General features: G+C 68.6%; 16 protein-coding genes and 1 tRNA gene. 10 read left to right on the top strand and 7 right to left on the bottom strand.

Annotation, left to right across the window (positions count from 1 at the left end):
- The coding region (locus tag ACXJKQ_RS26575; protein ID WP_457108673.1) for an SMP-30/gluconolactonase/LRE family protein at nucleotides 1-898 on the top strand (898 nt) is incomplete at its 5' end.
- Between the two features lie 314 nt (nucleotides 899-1212).
- Here the strand turns inward: ACXJKQ_RS26575 and ACXJKQ_RS26570 are convergent.
- Nucleotides 1213-1434: a DUF6894 family protein gene (locus ACXJKQ_RS26570; protein WP_457108672.1), complete on the bottom strand. Its 222-nt coding sequence runs from the start codon at nucleotides 1432-1434 to the stop codon at nucleotides 1213-1215.
- Between the two features lie 798 nt (nucleotides 1435-2232).
- Here ACXJKQ_RS26570 and ACXJKQ_RS26565 point away from each other — a divergent pair.
- Nucleotides 2233-3312 carry a LacI family DNA-binding transcriptional regulator gene (locus ACXJKQ_RS26565; RefSeq protein ID WP_457108671.1) on the top strand — a complete coding sequence of 360 codons (1080 nt, stop codon included), beginning with the start codon at nucleotides 2233-2235 and terminating at the stop codon, nucleotides 3310-3312.
- A 103-nt stretch (nucleotides 3313-3415) separates the two neighbouring features.
- Here the strand turns inward: ACXJKQ_RS26565 and ACXJKQ_RS26560 are convergent, their stop codons facing one another.
- From ACXJKQ_RS26560 to ACXJKQ_RS26550, 3 genes are read right to left on the bottom strand one after another with little or no spacing between them, the layout of a single operon-like run.
- A complete protein-coding gene (locus ACXJKQ_RS26560) occupies nucleotides 3416-5167 on the bottom strand; it encodes an ABC transporter ATP-binding protein (RefSeq protein ID WP_457108670.1) in 1752 nt (583 codons plus the stop codon).
- Between the two features lie 13 nt (nucleotides 5168-5180).
- Nucleotides 5181-5936 (bottom strand): siderophore-iron reductase FhuF, encoded by a 756-nt coding sequence (fhuF, locus tag ACXJKQ_RS26555; RefSeq protein ID WP_457108669.1) that lies wholly within the window; start codon nucleotides 5934-5936, stop codon nucleotides 5181-5183.
- On the bottom strand, nucleotides 5933-7177 hold the full coding sequence (locus tag ACXJKQ_RS26550; protein WP_457108668.1) for an MFS transporter: 1245 nt from the start codon (nucleotides 7175-7177) through the stop codon (nucleotides 5933-5935). Before ACXJKQ_RS26550 ends, fhuF begins: the two co-directional genes overlap by 4 nt.
- Nucleotides 7178-7389: 212 nt before the next feature.
- Between ACXJKQ_RS26550 and ACXJKQ_RS26545 the strand changes: the two genes are divergently transcribed.
- Entirely contained in the window at nucleotides 7390-7608 is a 219-nt protein-coding gene (locus ACXJKQ_RS26545) for a hypothetical protein (protein ID WP_457108667.1), read from the top strand.
- Nucleotides 7609-7884: 276 nt separating this feature from the next.
- The gene (locus tag ACXJKQ_RS26540) at nucleotides 7885-9612 is read left to right on the top strand and encodes an HWE histidine kinase domain-containing protein (RefSeq protein ID WP_457108666.1); all 1728 of its coding nucleotides are present in this window, start codon (nucleotides 7885-7887) and stop codon (nucleotides 9610-9612) included.
- Between the two features lie 201 nt (nucleotides 9613-9813).
- Here the strand turns inward: ACXJKQ_RS26540 and ACXJKQ_RS26535 are convergent, their stop codons facing one another.
- The 3 genes from ACXJKQ_RS26535 to ACXJKQ_RS26525 form a co-directional block, all read right to left on the bottom strand.
- Nucleotides 9814-10203, bottom strand: coding sequence for a phage holin family protein (locus ACXJKQ_RS26535; RefSeq protein ID WP_457108665.1), 390 nt, complete (start codon nucleotides 10201-10203; stop codon nucleotides 9814-9816).
- An 80-nt stretch (nucleotides 10204-10283) separates the two neighbouring features.
- Nucleotides 10284-10712 carry an RNA polymerase sigma factor region1.1 domain-containing protein gene (locus ACXJKQ_RS26530; RefSeq protein ID WP_457108664.1) on the bottom strand — a complete coding sequence of 143 codons (429 nt, stop codon included), beginning with the start codon at nucleotides 10710-10712 and terminating at the stop codon, nucleotides 10284-10286.
- Between the two features lie 80 nt (nucleotides 10713-10792).
- Complete coding sequence (locus ACXJKQ_RS26525; protein WP_457108674.1) at nucleotides 10793-11872, bottom strand: acyltransferase family protein; 1080 nt, start codon at nucleotides 11870-11872, stop codon at nucleotides 10793-10795.
- 414 nt (nucleotides 11873-12286) lie between these two features.
- Between ACXJKQ_RS26525 and ACXJKQ_RS26520 the strand changes: the two genes are divergently transcribed.
- The 6 genes from ACXJKQ_RS26520 to ACXJKQ_RS26495 form a co-directional block, all read left to right on the top strand.
- A tRNA-Arg gene (locus ACXJKQ_RS26520) sits at nucleotides 12287-12363 on the top strand.
- 138 nt (nucleotides 12364-12501) lie between these two features.
- Entirely contained in the window at nucleotides 12502-13248 is a 747-nt protein-coding gene (locus ACXJKQ_RS26515; RefSeq protein ID WP_457108663.1) for a transporter substrate-binding domain-containing protein, read from the top strand.
- A gap of 239 nt (nucleotides 13249-13487) precedes the next feature.
- A complete protein-coding gene (locus ACXJKQ_RS26510) occupies nucleotides 13488-13700 on the top strand; it encodes a ribbon-helix-helix protein, CopG family (protein WP_457108662.1) in 213 nt (70 codons plus the stop codon).
- Nucleotides 13697-14326: a hypothetical protein gene (locus ACXJKQ_RS26505; protein WP_457108661.1), complete on the top strand. Its 630-nt coding sequence runs from the start codon at nucleotides 13697-13699 to the stop codon at nucleotides 14324-14326. Before ACXJKQ_RS26510 ends, ACXJKQ_RS26505 begins: the two co-directional genes overlap by 4 nt.
- 10 nt (nucleotides 14327-14336) lie before the next feature.
- A complete protein-coding gene (locus tag ACXJKQ_RS26500; protein WP_457108660.1) occupies nucleotides 14337-14840 on the top strand; it encodes a helix-turn-helix domain-containing protein in 504 nt (167 codons plus the stop codon).
- Between the two features lies 1 nt (nucleotide 14841).
- The coding region (locus tag ACXJKQ_RS26495) for an ImmA/IrrE family metallo-endopeptidase (RefSeq protein WP_457108659.1) at nucleotides 14842-15609 on the top strand (768 nt) is incomplete at its 3' end.

Here is a 15609-nt window from a genome sequence, read left to right as displayed (position 1 = left end):
CCTGAGCGGCGGCCGGACGGGGGAGCGCGCCGCCATGGACCCGCGGATCCGCATCCTCGACCGGCCCCGGCGCGACCGCCTCGGCKAGGGGCCGGTCTGGGTTCCGGAGCGGGGCGTGCTGTTCTGGGTCGACATCGAGGCCCCGGCCCTGAACTGGCTCGACCTCGCCGACGGCGCGGTGGGCACGCGCCCGTTCCCGGAACCGCTGGGCTGGATCCTCCCCCGCGCCGGCCGGCGCGACTTCGTCGTCGGGCTGAAGAGCGGCTTCGCGACCTACGACCTGGAGGCCGACCGCCTCGTGCCGATCGGCGATCCCGAGCCGGACCATCCGGACAACCGCCTGAACGACGCCAAGGTCGACGGCGCCGGCCGGATCTGGGCCGGCTCCATGCACCAGGCCGAGACGGCGGTCTCCGGTTCCCTGCACCGGCTCGATCCGGACCTGACCTGGCGGCGGATGGACACCCGCTACGGGGTCGCCAACGGGCCGACCTTCAGCCGCGACGGCCGGGTCCTCTATCACAGCGACAGCGCCGCCCGGACGGTCTACGCCTTCGACCTCGCTGCGGACGGCGGGCTGACCGGCAAGCGGCCCTTCCTGCGCTTTCCGGACGATTGGGGCTGGCCCGACGGGATGACCACGGATGCCGAGGGCTGCCTCTGGATCGCCCATTGGGGCGGCGGGCGTCTCAGCCGGGTGGATCCGGAGGGACGCCTGATGCGGGCGATCCCGCTGCCCGCGCCCAACATCACGAGCTGCACCTTCGCGGGCGCCGGTCTCGACCGCCTGTTCGTCACCTCGGCCGCGCGGGGGGCCGAGCATGTGCCCGAGGCCGGCGCCCTCTTCGAACTCGATGTCGGCGTGGCCGGCCTGCCGCCCCGCCCCTTCGGAGGCTGATGGGCGCCCCTGTCCGGCGATGGTCTCCGCGCACCGCGGATCCCGTCGCGGGGATGCCGAGCCGTGCGTCCGGGGGGCGGACGCGTCTTGCCCCGCGGCGGTCGGCGTCGGCCAAGACCCCGCCACGGTCGCGGGATCGTGTGGCGCTCTCACCCGGATGGGGGATGCGCGGCCGCCGGGCGGCCACTACGGTCGGTCTTCTCCGAGACGAGACCACCTCCAGCCCGCCCGGCCCGTGCCGCGGCGGGCTTCTTGTCGACCGCGGCGGAGCAGTCCTCGCGCATCGGGTCGGAGGCCGCGATCGGAACGATGCCCTAGCGCCGGATCGGCAGCCGGCAGACGGGGCGTCCGGAGGTGTCGCGCACGACCAGGCTCCAGAAGCGGCTGGGATCGGCGGCGCAGATCTCATCGGCCATCTCGGAGATGACGCTGCGCGCCTCGGCCAGGGCCTCCTCCAGGCTGCCGACCTCCACACCGTCCTCGTCGCGGATCGTCTCCTCGGCGTTCTCGACGTCGAAGTAGAAACGCTCTGGCACCGACCTCCCCCCTGCTGCCGCCCTGAGGCGGTCGTTCGGAATCTCTACGTAGTGCGGAACATGATGGGGTTAAGTCTTGGGCCGAATAAACCTTAATACATTTAAAACACCAATTAGTTTTGGGTTATCAAATGTCGATGAGATTTCGCGTCGTCGATGAACTATAGAAACGTCGAGCGTCGCCCCTGGCCCTTGTCCGGTGGCTCGGTGAGGCGGCGCTCCTGAGCGGGAGCCCGTGACATGTCGACCTCCGCCAATCCACCGACCGCGAGCGCCGAGACGGCCTCGCTCCGCAAAGCGAAACTGCGCGCGCATATCAAAAGCGTTCTGTCGACGATCCCGCGCCATCATACGAGCCTTGGCGGCGTGTCGATGCGGGCCTCGCGCTACGTCCTTAGAGGATGGTCCTGGGTCGCCCCTGCGGCATCGAACCCGCTTTTTACGTAGCAACGCCAGTCCAATGGGCGTGTTTCTTGAGGCGCCGCGGTCCGGCGCTTCCAACGGCGTCCCATGGCAGAGAACAAACCCCTCCGATCCCATATCCGCGGCGTGCTGCTCAGGTTGATCCAGACGCTGGGCCAGAGGGCCGGCTGACGGGGACAGCCCCGACCCGGCGGATCGGTGTCTTCCCGGTGCGGGACATCCCAGATTTCGTGCTCGTAAGACCGGTATTGTGCCGCTCGGAGCCACTTTCATCGTCGCGTCCGCAGCTTTATCTCCGATCGATACAGCTCTAGACGGGTTGTTCGAACGGGGCAGTGCCGCGCGGCTCCGGGCGGCCCGGGGCTCGAGGTGACGATGGGCCAGACGACGATCAAGGACGTCGCGCGACGGGCCGGCGTGAGCTTTCAGACGGTCTCGCTGGTTCTGAACCATCCCGAGAAGGTCGCCCGGACCACCCGCGAGACCATCGAAACGGCCATGCGCGACCTGGACTTCGTGCCGAGCCTCGCGGCCCGGTCCCTGCGCAAGAAGCCCAGCCGCAGCATCGCGTGCGTGTTCTCCATCGGAACACAGCCCGCCGACGCGGCGTCCGGCCTGATGGAGGAGACCCAGCAGGGCATCGTCCTGCAGACCTTCGCGCATGTCGCCGACCAGCACGGCTACACGCTGGTCCACCGGTGCCGCCGCGGCGACGATCCGGATGGCCTGAGCCGGATCGCCGGTCTGGTCAGCGAGGCCCGGGTCGACGGGATGGTGGTGTTCGTCGACCGCCGGGACGACCCGCTGATCGCGCTGCTGCAGGCCAAGCGGTTCCCCTTCGTCGTGTTCGGCCTGGACGTGCCCGGCACGCATTTCGCCATGCGGGCCGAGCGCGAAGCGGTCCGCGACGCCGTCCGGCATCTGGTCCGGGCCGGGAGCCGGTCGATCTGCCTGTTCACGGGGGAACGCGACGGCCAGCGGCCGCGCGCCGTGACCGAACGGTTCCGCGGCTATCAGGACGCGCTCGCGGAGGCGGGGCTGCCGCTGCGCGAGGACCTCGTGGTTCCCTGCGACCGGACCTCCGAGGGCGGCCATCGCGCGACCCTCGCCCTGCTGGAGCGGTCGGAGACGCGGGCGGGCGGCCGGCCGGACGCCATCGTGGCGGCGAACGATCGGGTGGCGTTCGGCGTGCTGAAGGCGCTGCACGGGCGCGGCGTGCGCGTCCCCGAGGACATCCGCGTCGTCGGCTTCGACAACTTTACCCAGGGCGCCTACACGGTCCCGAGCCTGACCTCGGTGGACGGCCCGACCCTCGACATGGTCCGCTTCGCCTTCGCGACGCTGGTCGAGCTGATCGAGGGGACGCGGGCGCCGGACAACCTCGCCCAGAGGCTGTTTCCCACGCGCCTCGTCGTCCGGGAATCGACGGGATCCGGGGTGCCGGCCCGGCTCTGAACGGGTTTCCCGCGCGGCCGCCGGGTCTGCGGCTGGAGCCCGCGATCGGGGAAGCGCACGCGCGGAGGAGGCAGCGACGCGCCGCAGTCTCATCCGGCGCGCCTCACTCCGCGGCGAGGATGGCCGACCCGGATTCCCCGTCCCGTCCGAACTGGGCCGCGTGCAGGCGGCTGTACGGGCCGCCGGCCGCGACCAGCGCCGCGTGCCGGCCCTCCTCTACCACCCCGGCCGCCCCGAGAACCACGATCCGGTCGGCGTCGCGGATGGTCGCGAGGCGGTGGGCGATCACCAGGGTCGTGCGCCCGCGAGCGAGTTCGGCCAGCGCCCGCTGGATTTCCCGCTCGGTCTCGGTGTCGAGCGCCGAGGTCGCCTCGTCGAGGATCAGGATCGGCGGGTTCCGGAGGAAGACGCGCGCGATGGCGATACGCTGCTTCTGGCCGCCCGACAGGCGCACGCCGCGCTCGCCTACCACCGTGTCGAGCCCCTCCGGCAGGTCGTCGATCAGGGCGCCGAGCCGCGCGCGCCGGGCGGCGGCGTCGATCTCGGCCTCGGTGGCGTCGAGGCGGCCGTAGGCGATGTTCTCCCGGATCGTGCCAGCGAACAGGAACACGTCCTGCTGCACGATGCCGATCTGGCGCCGCAGGCTTGCCAGCGTCAGGTCGCGGATGTCGATCCCGTCGATCGTGATCCGGCCGGCCTCGACCTCGTAGAACCGGGGCAGCAGGGCGCAGAGGGTCGTCTTCCCGACGCCCGAGGGTCCGACGAACGCCACCGTCTCGCCGGCCGCCACCGCGAGGTCGAGGCCGGTGAAGACCGGCCGGCCAGGGCCGTAGCCGAAGCCCACGCCCTCGAAGCGGATGTCGCCGCGCAGGGACGGCACCGCGCGGGCGTCCGGCCGGTCGGTGATGTCGGGCTCGGTGGCCAGCAGGTCCTGATAGCGGCGGAAGCCCGCGACCCCCTTGGGATAAGTCTCCACCACGGCGCCGATCTTCTCCAGCGGCCGGTAGAACACGCCGACCAGCAGCAGGAAGCCCACGAAGCCGCCGGGCGTCAGGTCGCCCCGGACCACGAAGGCGGCGCCGCCCAGCAGCACCGCGATCTGCACGAGGCGCAGGCCGAGGTAGTTGATCGACAGGCCCGCGGCCATCAGCCGGTAGGCCTCGAGCTTGGTGTCCCGGTAGCGGGCGTTGTCGCGGGCGAACAGGGCGCGCTCGTGCGTCTCGTTGGCGAAGGCCTGCACCACACGCATCCCGCCGACATTCTCCTCGATCCGGGCGTTGAAGGCCCCGACCCGGCCGTACTGGGCCTGCCAGTTGCGGGTCATGCGGCCGCCGTAGCGGAGGGATACGAAGGCGATGACCGGCAGGATCGCCCCGGTGAGCAGCGCCAGGGGCGCGTGCACCATGAGCATCAGCGCGAAGGCGCCCAGCAGCGTCATCACGGCGATGAACAGGTCCTCGGGTCCGTGATGGGCGACCTCGCCGATCTCCTCCAGGTCCTTGGTCACCCGGGCGACGAGGTGGCCGGTCTTCTGGCCGTCGTAGAAGCGGAACGAGAGCTTCTGCAGGTGATCGAAGGCCCGCGCCCGCATCGTGGTCTCGATGTTGATGCCGAGCACGTGGCCCCAGTAGGTGACGACCACCATCAGGCCGGCATTGGCGACGTAGATCAGCGCCAGGGCGGCGGCGGCGAGCAGGATCAGCCCCCAGTCCTGCCGGGGCAGGAGCGAGTCGATGAAGCCCTTCACGGCGACGGGGAAGCCGAGTTCCAGCAGGCCGGACAGCACCGCGCAGCTGAAATCGACCAGGAACAGAGTCCGGTACGGCCGGTAATAGGCGAGGAAGGCCTTCAGCATCGCGCGGCTCGGATCAACGTGGGGCGGCGCATTCGACGGGGCAGAGCGTGCCGCAGGACGGCACCCCCGGCAGGCGGTGGCGCAGGCAGCAGACGCGCCGCCGCCGGCAGCCCGACGCCCCCGGGCAGAGCGCCTGCGCCAGGGGGCTCGTAGCGCAGCCCGGCCGGGCACGCCATCCGAGGCAGGCCGCGACGTCGTCACAGGCCGGGTCGGCGCCCGTCCCGTCTCGCCCGCAGCGGTCCGGACCGCCGAGTTCCCGGGCGACGTAGTCGAGGACCACGGCGGCGTTGCCCCACAGGACCCGGGGCGCGATCCCGCACCGGGCCTGGCACAGCGCCACGAAGGGACGCAGATGCGCCTCCACCAGCCCGGTGAGCCCGGGCGCCGGACAGGCGGCGCAGGGCGATCCGTCCGCCGGCAGGCGGAAGCGGCACGGGCGTCCCGCCGCGTCGAGTTCGAGGCTGACCGCGTCGAAGGCCAGCGGCAGCGGGCGCCCCAGGCGGACCAGGGCGGTCAGCGCCGGCGTCGCCAGGGCCGCGAGGTAGTACTGGCTCCAGTACGAGACCCGCACCCGCGGATCCGCCCTCTGGAAGTCGGCGCCGAAACCCGCCCCGAAGGCCGCGAGGGTCGCGTCGAACACCGCCGCGTCGCGCAGGGCACCGAGGGGCAGCGCGTCCGGGCCTCCGGGGCCGGCCGCGACGCCGTCGCGGTAGGCTGCGAGCGAATCGGGCACCCGGGCGGCGACCTGCGCGGCGATCCCGGCGCTCATCGCGCCGCCCCGTCGGCCTGCAGGGTCCGGCCCACCGCGACGGCGAGCCACGCCACCGCGGCGGCATAGAGCGGCAGGCTGGCGGCGAAGTAGCCGGGCCAGCCGATCCAGCCCGCGAGCGCCGGGGCGGCGACCCGCAGGGGCATGGCGGCGAAGAAGGCGGCTCCGAACAGCAGCGCGTAGTCGGTGGCCGGCTGCGGCCCCTGAGCCCAGCGATAGATCATGTTGAACACCGGCACCCCGAGGAAGCCGCCCGCGAAGAAGTTCAGGAGGGTGGCGGCGATCCCGAGCGCCGCCGACCCGCCCGCGCAGGCGATAGCCATCAGGCCCCCGGAGGCGAGGACGCCGAGCGCCCCCGCGGCGATCAGCCGGACGGTGCCGAACCGTGCCGCCAGCCCGCCCGCCGCCAGCGCCATGATCAAGTTGACCGCCGGCAGGACGGTGCCGGTCAGGAACCCGACCTGCGCCAGCGGCACGCCGAGATCGAGGAGCGCCAGGGTGGTGGGGCCGGCCAGCAGGTAGGCGGCGGCGAAATACGCGCCGAGCACCAGCACCCGCCCGCCCAGCAGGCGCAGCCGCGCCAGGGAGCCCGACCCTCGGTCCGGCTGGATCCCGGCCCCGCGTCGCCGCGCCTCCGGGTAGTCCAGGATCGGCAGTAGGCAGAGGAGGTCGAGGGCCGCGCAGGCCAGGACCGCCCCGCGCCAGCCGAGGCCATCGTAGGCGCCGACCAGCACGCCGACCCCCAGGATGCCGCCCAGCGACGCGCCGCACAGCTTGGCGGAGGCCACGACGGTGCGCTGTGCCGCCGGCACGGTCTCGACCACCAGGGCTTCGAGGGCGATATCCATGGTCGCCACGCAGGCGCAGACGGCGATCGCCAGGGCGAGGAGTGCAGGCAGCGGCCAGGACTCGCCGAAGCTCAGGGTGACCAGCAGGGCCACCGCCAGGGCCTGCGCGGCGGCGATCCAGCCGAGCCGATGGGCGAGGAGCGGCAGGCGGATCCGGTCGAGGACCGGTGCCCACAGGAAGGTCAGCCCGACCGGCAGGTTGATCAGCTGCAGCAGCCCGACCTCGGCCAGGTCCACGCCCCGCGCCCGCAGGATCAGCGGCGCCCCGCCGGACAGGAAGCCGAGCGTCGCCCCGAAGGTCATGTAGAGGCAGAAGAACGGTGCCAGCGGCCGCAGGCCGGCCAGGGCGTCGGCGAACCGGGCGCCGAGGGCGGGGCCGACGGATCCGGTCATCGCCACCCGGATCCTGCCTTGAGCATCACGACCGGCCGGGGGCTGTAGTTTATAATCACACTAATCTATTGAAAAGCCTCGATTTTTTCTCCTTAGAAGGGTCCGCGCCGGGGATCAAGCCGGCGCCCGCCGCCCGGGTTTGGATCGCCGAACGCAGCGTTAACCTTTCGTCAACCATACCCCGGACAGAGTTCCCCCCGGAGGGCTGAGCCATGACCCGACACCGGGATTTCGACGCGCTGAGCGAGGCGCAGATCGCCGCGGGGCGGACGCAGAAACGCTGGGTCGAACCGACGGCCGGGTTCCGTCCGGCCGCACCGCAGGCCGTGGCCGACCTGCTCGACACGATCCAGCACGTGGCCGAGGCCGCCACCGGCGAGCGCAGCTTCCTGCACCTGCGCCCGCAGGCTGGGCGGCCCCGCGGCCGCTGAGACGATCCATCCCACGGACCGGGCGCGTCGGCCCACTGGCAAGGGCCGATCGGTTCTGCAACAAGGCCGGCATGATCCGGCGTCCCGCCATCGAAGCCCCCTGCCCCCGCCCGTCGCCTGCCCGGTGCGGCGGCGCTCCATGAGCGCGGATGCGGATGCGGGTCTCCGGCCGCGCCGAGACCGAGACCTTCGGCGACGGCCCTGCCGAGCCGATCGTCGTGGCGGCGCTGGCTCCGCGGGGCGGGTGCGATGATCGCCGGTCCCGACTGACCGCCCATGGTGCCGCGTTTCCCGTTTCCCGCGTCCCTGCCCCTCTCGCTGACGACCCGCATCCTGCTGCTGGTCCTCCTCGCCCTCGCCCCGGCGCTGGCGATCCAGGGCTATAACGAGGTCGCCCTGCGGGCGAGCCGCGACGCGGCCGTGCAGGCCGAGGTCCGCGCCACCGCGCGGGACGTGGCGGAGGATTTCCAGCAGATCTCCGAGCGGATGGAGCAGGCCCTCGACTTGATGGCGGGGGATTCCTCGGTGCAGGCGCGGGACCCCGCGGCCTGCTCCGGCTATCTGCGCCGCGCCGCCGCGCGGCTGCCGCACGTGCGTCTGATCGCTCTCACCGATTCCGAGGGCACCGTGATCTGCGACAGCGCCGGTTCGCCCGCGGGAGCCTATTCGAGCCGCAGCCGCGCCTATCTCCACCGCGCCCTGGAGCGGGGCGGCTATGCGGTGGGCGGCTACGCTTTCGGCCTCCAGACGAAGCGGCCCTCGATCCACTTCGCCCGGGCGGTCCACGGCGGTGACGCGGCGGGCGCCCCCACCGGCGTCCTCCTCGCCGCCGTCGATCTCGACTGGCTCTCCGATCACCTGGAGCAGGCGCTCCATCAGGTGGAGACGGCGATCACCGTCACGGACCGCGACGGTCTGATCATCGCCCGCCGCCCGGACGAGGCGTCCTGGATCGGCAAGCCGATGCCGCCCGCCCGGGTCGCCATGCTGGCGGCCCAGGGCGACGCCGTGCGCGTCGCCGGGGGGCTCGACGGCCGCCTGCGGGTCATCGCCACGGCGGCGCCTGACGGGCCGCTCGCCGGGGTGCGCGTGGTGGTCGGGCGCGACTATGCCGCCGCCTTCGCGGATATCGACGCCGCGACCCGCCGCGGGCTGGTGCTGATCGCCCTCGGGGCGGCGCTGGCGCTGGCCGCCGCCCTCGTGGCCGGGCGGGTATTCATCCGCCGCCCGGTCGACCGGCTCCTGCGCACTGCGGCGGCGTGGCAGGCGGGCGACCTCGCCGCCCGCACGGGCCTGCGCGGCGGGGCGGAGTTCGACCGGCTCGGGAGCAAGCTCGACGCCATGGCCGGCACGCTCCAGCGCAGCACCGCCGCGCTGCACGCGGAGATCCAGCGCGGCCGTTCCCTGCAGGCGCGCCAGGGCACGATGCTGCACGAACTGAACCACCGGGTGAAGAACACCCTGGCCACCGTCCAGGCCCTCGCCCGCCAGTCCCGCGGCTCAGCGGACGTCCTGGAGGCGCGGATCCTGGCCTTGTCCAAGACCCACGACCTCCTGACCCGCGAGGACTGGAGCGGCGCCTCCCTGCGCGCGGTGCTGGAGAACGAACTCAGCCCCTATCGGACCGGTGTCGACCAGATCCGCCTGGACGGTCCGGACCTGTCGCTGAGCCCCCGGGAGGTCCTGGCCCTCGGCATGACGATCCACGAGCTGACCACCAACGCTGCCAAGTACGGCGCCCTCTCGGTCCAGGCGGGGCGCGTCCGGATCGCGTGGTCGCTCGCGGCGGGCGCGCGGCGCCTGCAGCTCACGTGGCAGGAGAGCAACGGCCCGCCGGTGCAGGCGCCGACCCGGGTCGGCTTCGGGACGCGCCTGATCACCGGCGGCGTGCGGCACGAACTCGCCGGCACCGTCGATCTCGCCTTCGAAGCCGGTGGCCTGCGGTGTCGGCTCGACGTGCCTCTGGAGCCGGGTCCCGCCGCGATGCTGACGCCGACGTACTGAGCGGGCCTCACCCGGGCGCTGGTCGTGCCCGGGAAAAAATGCCTGTTGATCAATGGCTTACGGGGAGACGTGTCTGGCGCGCTTCCGCGGGACCGAGGGGCCGGACGGAGAGACGGACCCGGCGGCGCACTCTTCACCTGACGCGGGAGAGTTGCACTGCATCACTCTGACAGAGAACAGAAAACCGTCTTAGTTCTGGTGTCAGGCTTCGGTGCGCGCCACCTCCCGGACGTCCCGCTTCACCTGGCGCCACGTCCGCCAGGGCTCCAGGTTCGAGAGGGCCATCCGGCGCGCGCCCATCCAGCCGAGTCCGAGGGCCAGGACCAGGAACGGTGCGGCGACGATCAGCGCTGCCGGCGCCTCGGAGCCGAACGGGAGGGCCAGCAGCTTCACCACGGCGTCGAGCCCGAGGAAGAAGGTGACGATCAGGAGCACCGGGATCGTGCCGAGGATGGCGATCAGCGACACCAACGCCCGGAGGTTGCCGTCGACTTCCGTCCGCGCCAGCGTCAGCAGCGCCTCGACATGTACCGTCCCCTCCCGCAGGGCGGCGATCAGAAGGGCGAGGGTTCCGTCTTGGCTCTGACGCATCGGCGCGGTGGTCCTCTGAGCCGTTTCCGGCCGGCCCGGGCCAACGGGGCCGGCCGTCGAAGCGTTCCGCAGCGAGCCGCTCATAGCATCAGCACCGCCGCGCCGAGGACCAGCACCGTGGCGAGGCCGGCGAGGAGAACGGCCCGGCCGGCATCGGTCGGGTTGTCCGGAGCCGGCCCTGGCGCAGGGGGCCGAATCGGGGCGGGGGGTGTCGCGGCCGAGACTGCGCCGTGACCTGTGTCCGCCGGCCGGACCGGTGCCGCTGCGCCGGGGGGCGACGCCGGAAGCGTGACCGGGACCGGCACCGGCCGGTCCGTCGGCGGTCCGAAGGCTTCGGGCTCGACGCTGACGCCCGCCGCCTCGAGCTCCAGCATCACCAGGACCAGGGCATCGACATCCATGCGCTCCACCGGGAGCGCGGCCCGCAGGTCGTCCGCGGTGAGCGCCCCTCGGGTCCGGCCCACGGCGATCAGCCGGTCCAGCGTCCCGCGATCCAGGGTCTGCGCCATGCCTCGCCTCCAGGACGGCCTCCGGGCCGTCCATCGAGAACGCGCCAGAGCGGCCGCGGTTACGGGAGGCGGGTGGGGGCCTAGGCGCCGAGGGCGGGGCGCGCCGCCGGCACGCCGGCCCGCGCGGCGCCCATCCCGGGCCGGAACCGGAGCATCGGCCGCTCGATCAGGTGCCAGCTCAGCAGGCCGAGGGGGAGAGCCACCGCGAACGTCAGGGCGGCGACCGTCCAGGGGGAGATCCCGGGGATCCAGGCCACAAGAAGGTTCTGCACCGGCCACGCATAGAGGTAGAGCCCGTAGGACGGGTCGACCTGCGCGGTGGCGCGGCTGAGGGCATTGGGGCGCACCGCGAAGGCGAACCAGAAGATCAGATAGCCGCCGAGGATCGCGAAGGCGGGCTCGGCCAGCGGCCGGCTGAACATCAGCGGCAGGAGCAGGAGGGCGGCCAGGGCAGCGCCGCGCCGGCTGTAGGTGATCCGGTCGGCGAACAGCTGGAAGGCTCCGCCGCAGCAGAACACGAAGGTGAGGCGGATCATCTCCGACAGGGAGCCCAGGGTATCGCCCGGATGGCCCACGGGCAGGCAGAGCCAGCGCAGGACGAGGAGGGCGCCGAGCCCGGCGAGGAGGGCCAGATAGCGCCCCCGGCGGCGCAGGGCGCGGGCGGTGCCGACGAGGCCGAGCAGCAGGTAGCAGCCGAACTCGCAGGGGATCGTCCACATCGAGCCGTTGAGCAGCGGATAGGGCAACTCCGCGAAGGCGCCCGGGACCACCGGCATGAGCAGCAGCGACAGCCGCACGAGGGTCTGCAGGGGCGAGGCCGCCGCCAGGTCGCCGCCAGCGAGGGGCGCGACGACGGCGATGCACAGGAGCGATGCGACCACGAAGGCCGGATAGATCCGCAGAACCCGCCGCCTGAGGTAGTCGGCGAAGGAGCGCTTGGCGCGGTAGCTCGCGGTGATCAGGTAGCCGCTCACGAGGAAGAAGCCGTCGACCGCGCTCTCCCCGAGGGACAGGGTGCCGAAGACCTGCGTCAGCAGCTCCCGCGACCGGTTTCCGTCCACGAGTTCGGGGGCGTGCGCGAGGATAACGAGGCCTGCGAACAGGAGACGCAGGGAGCCGAAATTGTTCTCCCGCGGATCCCGGCCGCCCGTCGCCTCCACCAAACCTGCCCGCTCCACAACGCCTGTGTCCGTCGATCAGGGGCCGGGAAACGGTACGCGAAGGCAAGGACGCGGGGGCAACACCCGCGGAGTATCTGGCGGCGCCCGCCGTTGCCGGAGCGGGTGCGCCGGAGCCGCCGGGATCTGGAACCGGCACAGCTGCAACCGGCGGCGCCGCCGGCTTGCCTGCGCGGATCGCTCCGGCGCCGTGACGGACGACCCCGGTCTCCCTGCCCGCGGATTCAGCCCGGCGCGCTCGCGCGCGGCCTGACGCGCCCGAGCGATCATCTTCGCCAACGCTTCCGCGACGTCCGAGCCGCAGCGCAGACTGGCCAAGTGCGATTGCGTGCCAAGTGCGATCGCGTCTGTGCCGTTGCGCTGGCGGCGCGGTTGGGCTAGGGAATGCCACGGCCAGCACCCGTAGCTCAGCTGGATAGAGCGTTGCCCTCCGAAGGCAAAGGTCACACGTTCGAATCGTGTCGGGTGCGCCAATCTTCTCAATAACTTAGCAGGGGCAAGCCCTGATGCAGGGATCGCGGGTGTCACCAAGGTGTCACCGCGAGAGCCCTCCAGCGCGTTCCCTGCCGTGGGCTCGCTCGCTTCTATCCACCGCAGCGATTTTCGCCAGCATGACGCTTTCCAGCCACGCTCAGGATGCAGCCGTCAAAGCCGAGTTGGCCCCGACGGGTACGCTGCGGGTCGGCCTCATCGAGGCGCCGACCGCCGGCTTGATCTTCGTCCGCCGCCTAGAAGACGGCACGCCGGACGGCGTCACGGCTGACCTGAGTGCCGATCTCGCAGGGCGGCTTGATCTCCCACGGGCCGTCACTCTGTTCCCGAACTCCGGCGCTGCGGCCGCCGCGCTCCAGGCCGAGGCCATCGACGTGAGCTTCATGCCGGTCGACGCGGCGCGGCGGCAGGTGCTCGATTTCGGGCCGGGCTATTACGACCTGGAGAGCACCTATCTGGTCAGCGGTGCCTCCGGCATCACCGACGTGGCGCAGGTGGACCGGCCGGGTCTCCGGGTCCTGGCGATAGACGGCACCACGACGTCCCGCGCCTCCGCTCGCACGCTAGCGCACACGCAGCCCGTCGCGGTTCCCTCCGTGGCTGAGGCGGTCGCGCTCATGCGCGCCGGGCAGGCGGATGCATTCGCCCTTTCGCGTGACACGCTCCGACCGGTTGTCGAGCAGGTCCCGGGCTCACGGATCGTCAGCGGCGGCTTCCAGCAGACGCAGGTCGCGGTCGCCGTCCCGAAAGGCCGTCCCGGCGCCCTCGCCTACGTCACGGCCTGGCTGGACGAGGCGAAGCGGACGGGGGTCGTCCGCAGGATCTTCGATGTCCGCGGTTTCCACGACGACGCGGTCGCGCAGTAACTGTCGCTCCGACCAGGTCAAGAGCGGTAGCGCAACGGTCCTAAAGGAGCGAACGGAGGAATGTCGTATGGCAGACAGCCACAGCAAAGAGCGCATCCGGCCGAGGCCGCTTCTGCGAAAAATGCAGGACCGTTCCGGCAGCAATGAGGCCTGCGGATTTTTAGAACAAACAGTGAACTATGCACTTGACATACGTTTTGTGTTCATATTATGTATGGCTGCAACGCAGGGAGGTTTGTTTGACCGACAGGAAGGCTATGTCGTTGGTCCTGAGCGAGCGCGAGATGGGGCTTTTGGATCGCCTCGCGGCAGAGAAAGGGATGTCAAAAACAGCGGTCATAAAGCAGTCATTGCGTCTGTATCACTCCCTGTGCTRCAGAATCGATCAAGGGGAAAAGATATTTTTTGAGCATCCCGTAACGAAAGACAAATCGGAGCTGATGGTGCTGTGAGCAGAAAGCATATCGGAGATTACGATCTCTGGAATCGGAACGCACAAGCATTCGAAACAGCTTCTCTTTTCTCCGAGATCGCTGCGAATAATGTGCAGGATTTCAAAAACCGTTGGAGGCCATCTTTCGATAAGAAGCGAGAGGAATTGAAAGCCTCAGGGAATTATACGGGTGAAGGTTTGCGTGCGGCCGGGATAGAAGATGCGCATTGGGACTGGCCGAAAAAGGCCGAATTGATCGAGCACTCCTTCTTGACCGGCTTCGCAATCGAATGTGCCGGGCAAACGCAAGGATTGATGCTCGCTATGCCCATGGGGTTTGCCCGTGAGGAGTCGCAGGCTGGTCGCCCGTTGACCGAAGTTTTGTTATTATCTGCAGCACCTTGGAACCGGCCGCGCTTTACTGACGCGCCAATCTACAAGGGTGTTGGAAGAATTCTACTTACCGCTGCGGTGAGCTTAAGTAAGCATGAAGAGCACGGTGGTAGGATAGGATTGCATGCTTTGGCGGGTGCCGAAAGTTGGTACCGAGATCAATGCGGAATGACCGATTTGGGCTTCGATGAAGCTAAGAAGATGCGTTACTTCGAGTTCACCGAAGCTCAGGCGCTCAAATTTGTCACATAGGAGTGCAGCTATGAAGATGATGATCTCTCGGGATCGGCTCCGGGAAAAGATCATGGCCGATGCAGATCTGGACTCTGAAGCCGGCTGTCCTAGTCATACTTTGGCAGAGATCGGAATGTTTCTGCCATCAGAGCTTGCTGAGGATGGTGCTGATCGACAAAAGCTGAAAGTAGCTTTCGGAGTGTTGGTCAGGCAGCTTAGAAGAAGAGATGGTGTTACTATATATGAGCTTTCGCAAAGGGCTAGGGTCGATGAAGATGAGGTCAGGAAGATCGAGCATGATCCCAGCCATAAGCCCCGACCAAGAACGGTACATCAGCTCGCAGCCGTTTTTAAAGTTCCAGAACGTGCGATGATGAAACTTTCTGGTGCGACAATAACACATGATGCCGCACTTCAAGATGAGGCTTTCAAATTTGCTGCTCGTTCTGATGACATGTCGAAGCTTAGTAGCGCCGAGCAAAAAGCTTTAAGGGACTTCATTAAGTTTCTAGCGCAGCACGGTGGAGCATGAAATGCAAATCGAAGGAGTTGGGGACCACGAGGCTTCAGATATAAATTTCATTATAGATCGTCTACTCAAAGACTTGGGTAACCCCGACCCTCCGCTGTCATTAGATGCTGTCAGAGAACTGCTGCGTTTGGATAAAAAATTCTACAGTGCGACTGAGGCGAGTTTTATAGACGAATTTACTCATCGCATAAGAATCGGAACGAAGCAGCTTTTGCTGCGTCCAGGGCTCATAATCGACGCCATAAAGAAGGCAAAAATTTCTGCGCTCTGGATGCCGGACACTAAAAGAATTCTCATCGACGACTCTGTTCCCAGGCTCAAGCATCGCTGGATCGAAGGGCATGAGATTGGCCACAGCTTAATCCCTTGGCACAAAGAATTTCTTTTCGGAGACGACGAGTTCACTTTGGACCCCGCATGCCACGCCCTAGTCGAAGGTGAAGCTAACTATGCTGCCGGGCAGTTGTTATTTCTAAGGGGTAGATTTAGCAACGATGCCCGAGATCTAGAGTTCAATTTCAAATCTATAAAAAGCTTATCAAAGACATATGGAAACACAATTACAAGTTCTTTGTGGAGAGTGGTTCAGGAGAGGGATATTAATCAGTCAGTTTTTGGAATGGTTTCGCGTCACCCAAAGCATCCCGAGATCGGGGGAGGTGCAAATGGCGAATCTATTCGTTATTTTATGCGATCAAAGTCATTCCGTGACAATTTTCGCAATGTAAATCAAAATATTGTTTTTGATCTTATAAGCAGACACTCTTCG

Source organism: Methylobacterium sp. P5_C11 (genome assembly GCF_054049775.1).
Note: the sequence above shows the minus strand (reverse complement) of the source record. Positions and strands in the feature narration are given on the sequence as shown.

Coding starts and splice junctions, on each gene's coding strand:
- ACXJKQ_RS26565 (WP_457108671.1), top strand. CDS start 2,233: ATGGGCCAGACGACGATCAAGGACGTCGCGCGACGGGCCGGCGTGAGC.
- ACXJKQ_RS26560 (WP_457108670.1), bottom strand. CDS start 5,167: ATGCTGAAGGCCTTCCTCGCCTATTACCGGCCGTACCGGACTCTGTTC.
- fhuF (WP_457108669.1), bottom strand. CDS start 5,936: ATGAGCGCCGGGATCGCCGCGCAGGTCGCCGCCCGGGTGCCCGATTCG.
- ACXJKQ_RS26550 (WP_457108668.1), bottom strand. CDS start 7,177: ATGACCGGATCCGTCGGCCCCGCCCTCGGCGCCCGGTTCGCCGACGCC.
- ACXJKQ_RS26545 (WP_457108667.1), top strand. CDS start 7,390: ATGACCCGACACCGGGATTTCGACGCGCTGAGCGAGGCGCAGATCGCC.
- ACXJKQ_RS26540 (WP_457108666.1), top strand. CDS start 7,885: ATGGTGCCGCGTTTCCCGTTTCCCGCGTCCCTGCCCCTCTCGCTGACG.
- ACXJKQ_RS26535 (WP_457108665.1), bottom strand. CDS start 10,203: ATGCGTCAGAGCCAAGACGGAACCCTCGCCCTTCTGATCGCCGCCCTG.
- ACXJKQ_RS26530 (WP_457108664.1), bottom strand. CDS start 10,712: ATGGCGCAGACCCTGGATCGCGGGACGCTGGACCGGCTGATCGCCGTG.
- ACXJKQ_RS26515 (WP_457108663.1), top strand. CDS start 12,502: ATGACGCTTTCCAGCCACGCTCAGGATGCAGCCGTCAAAGCCGAGTTG.
- ACXJKQ_RS26500 (WP_457108660.1), top strand. CDS start 14,337: ATGAAGATGATGATCTCTCGGGATCGGCTCCGGGAAAAGATCATGGCC.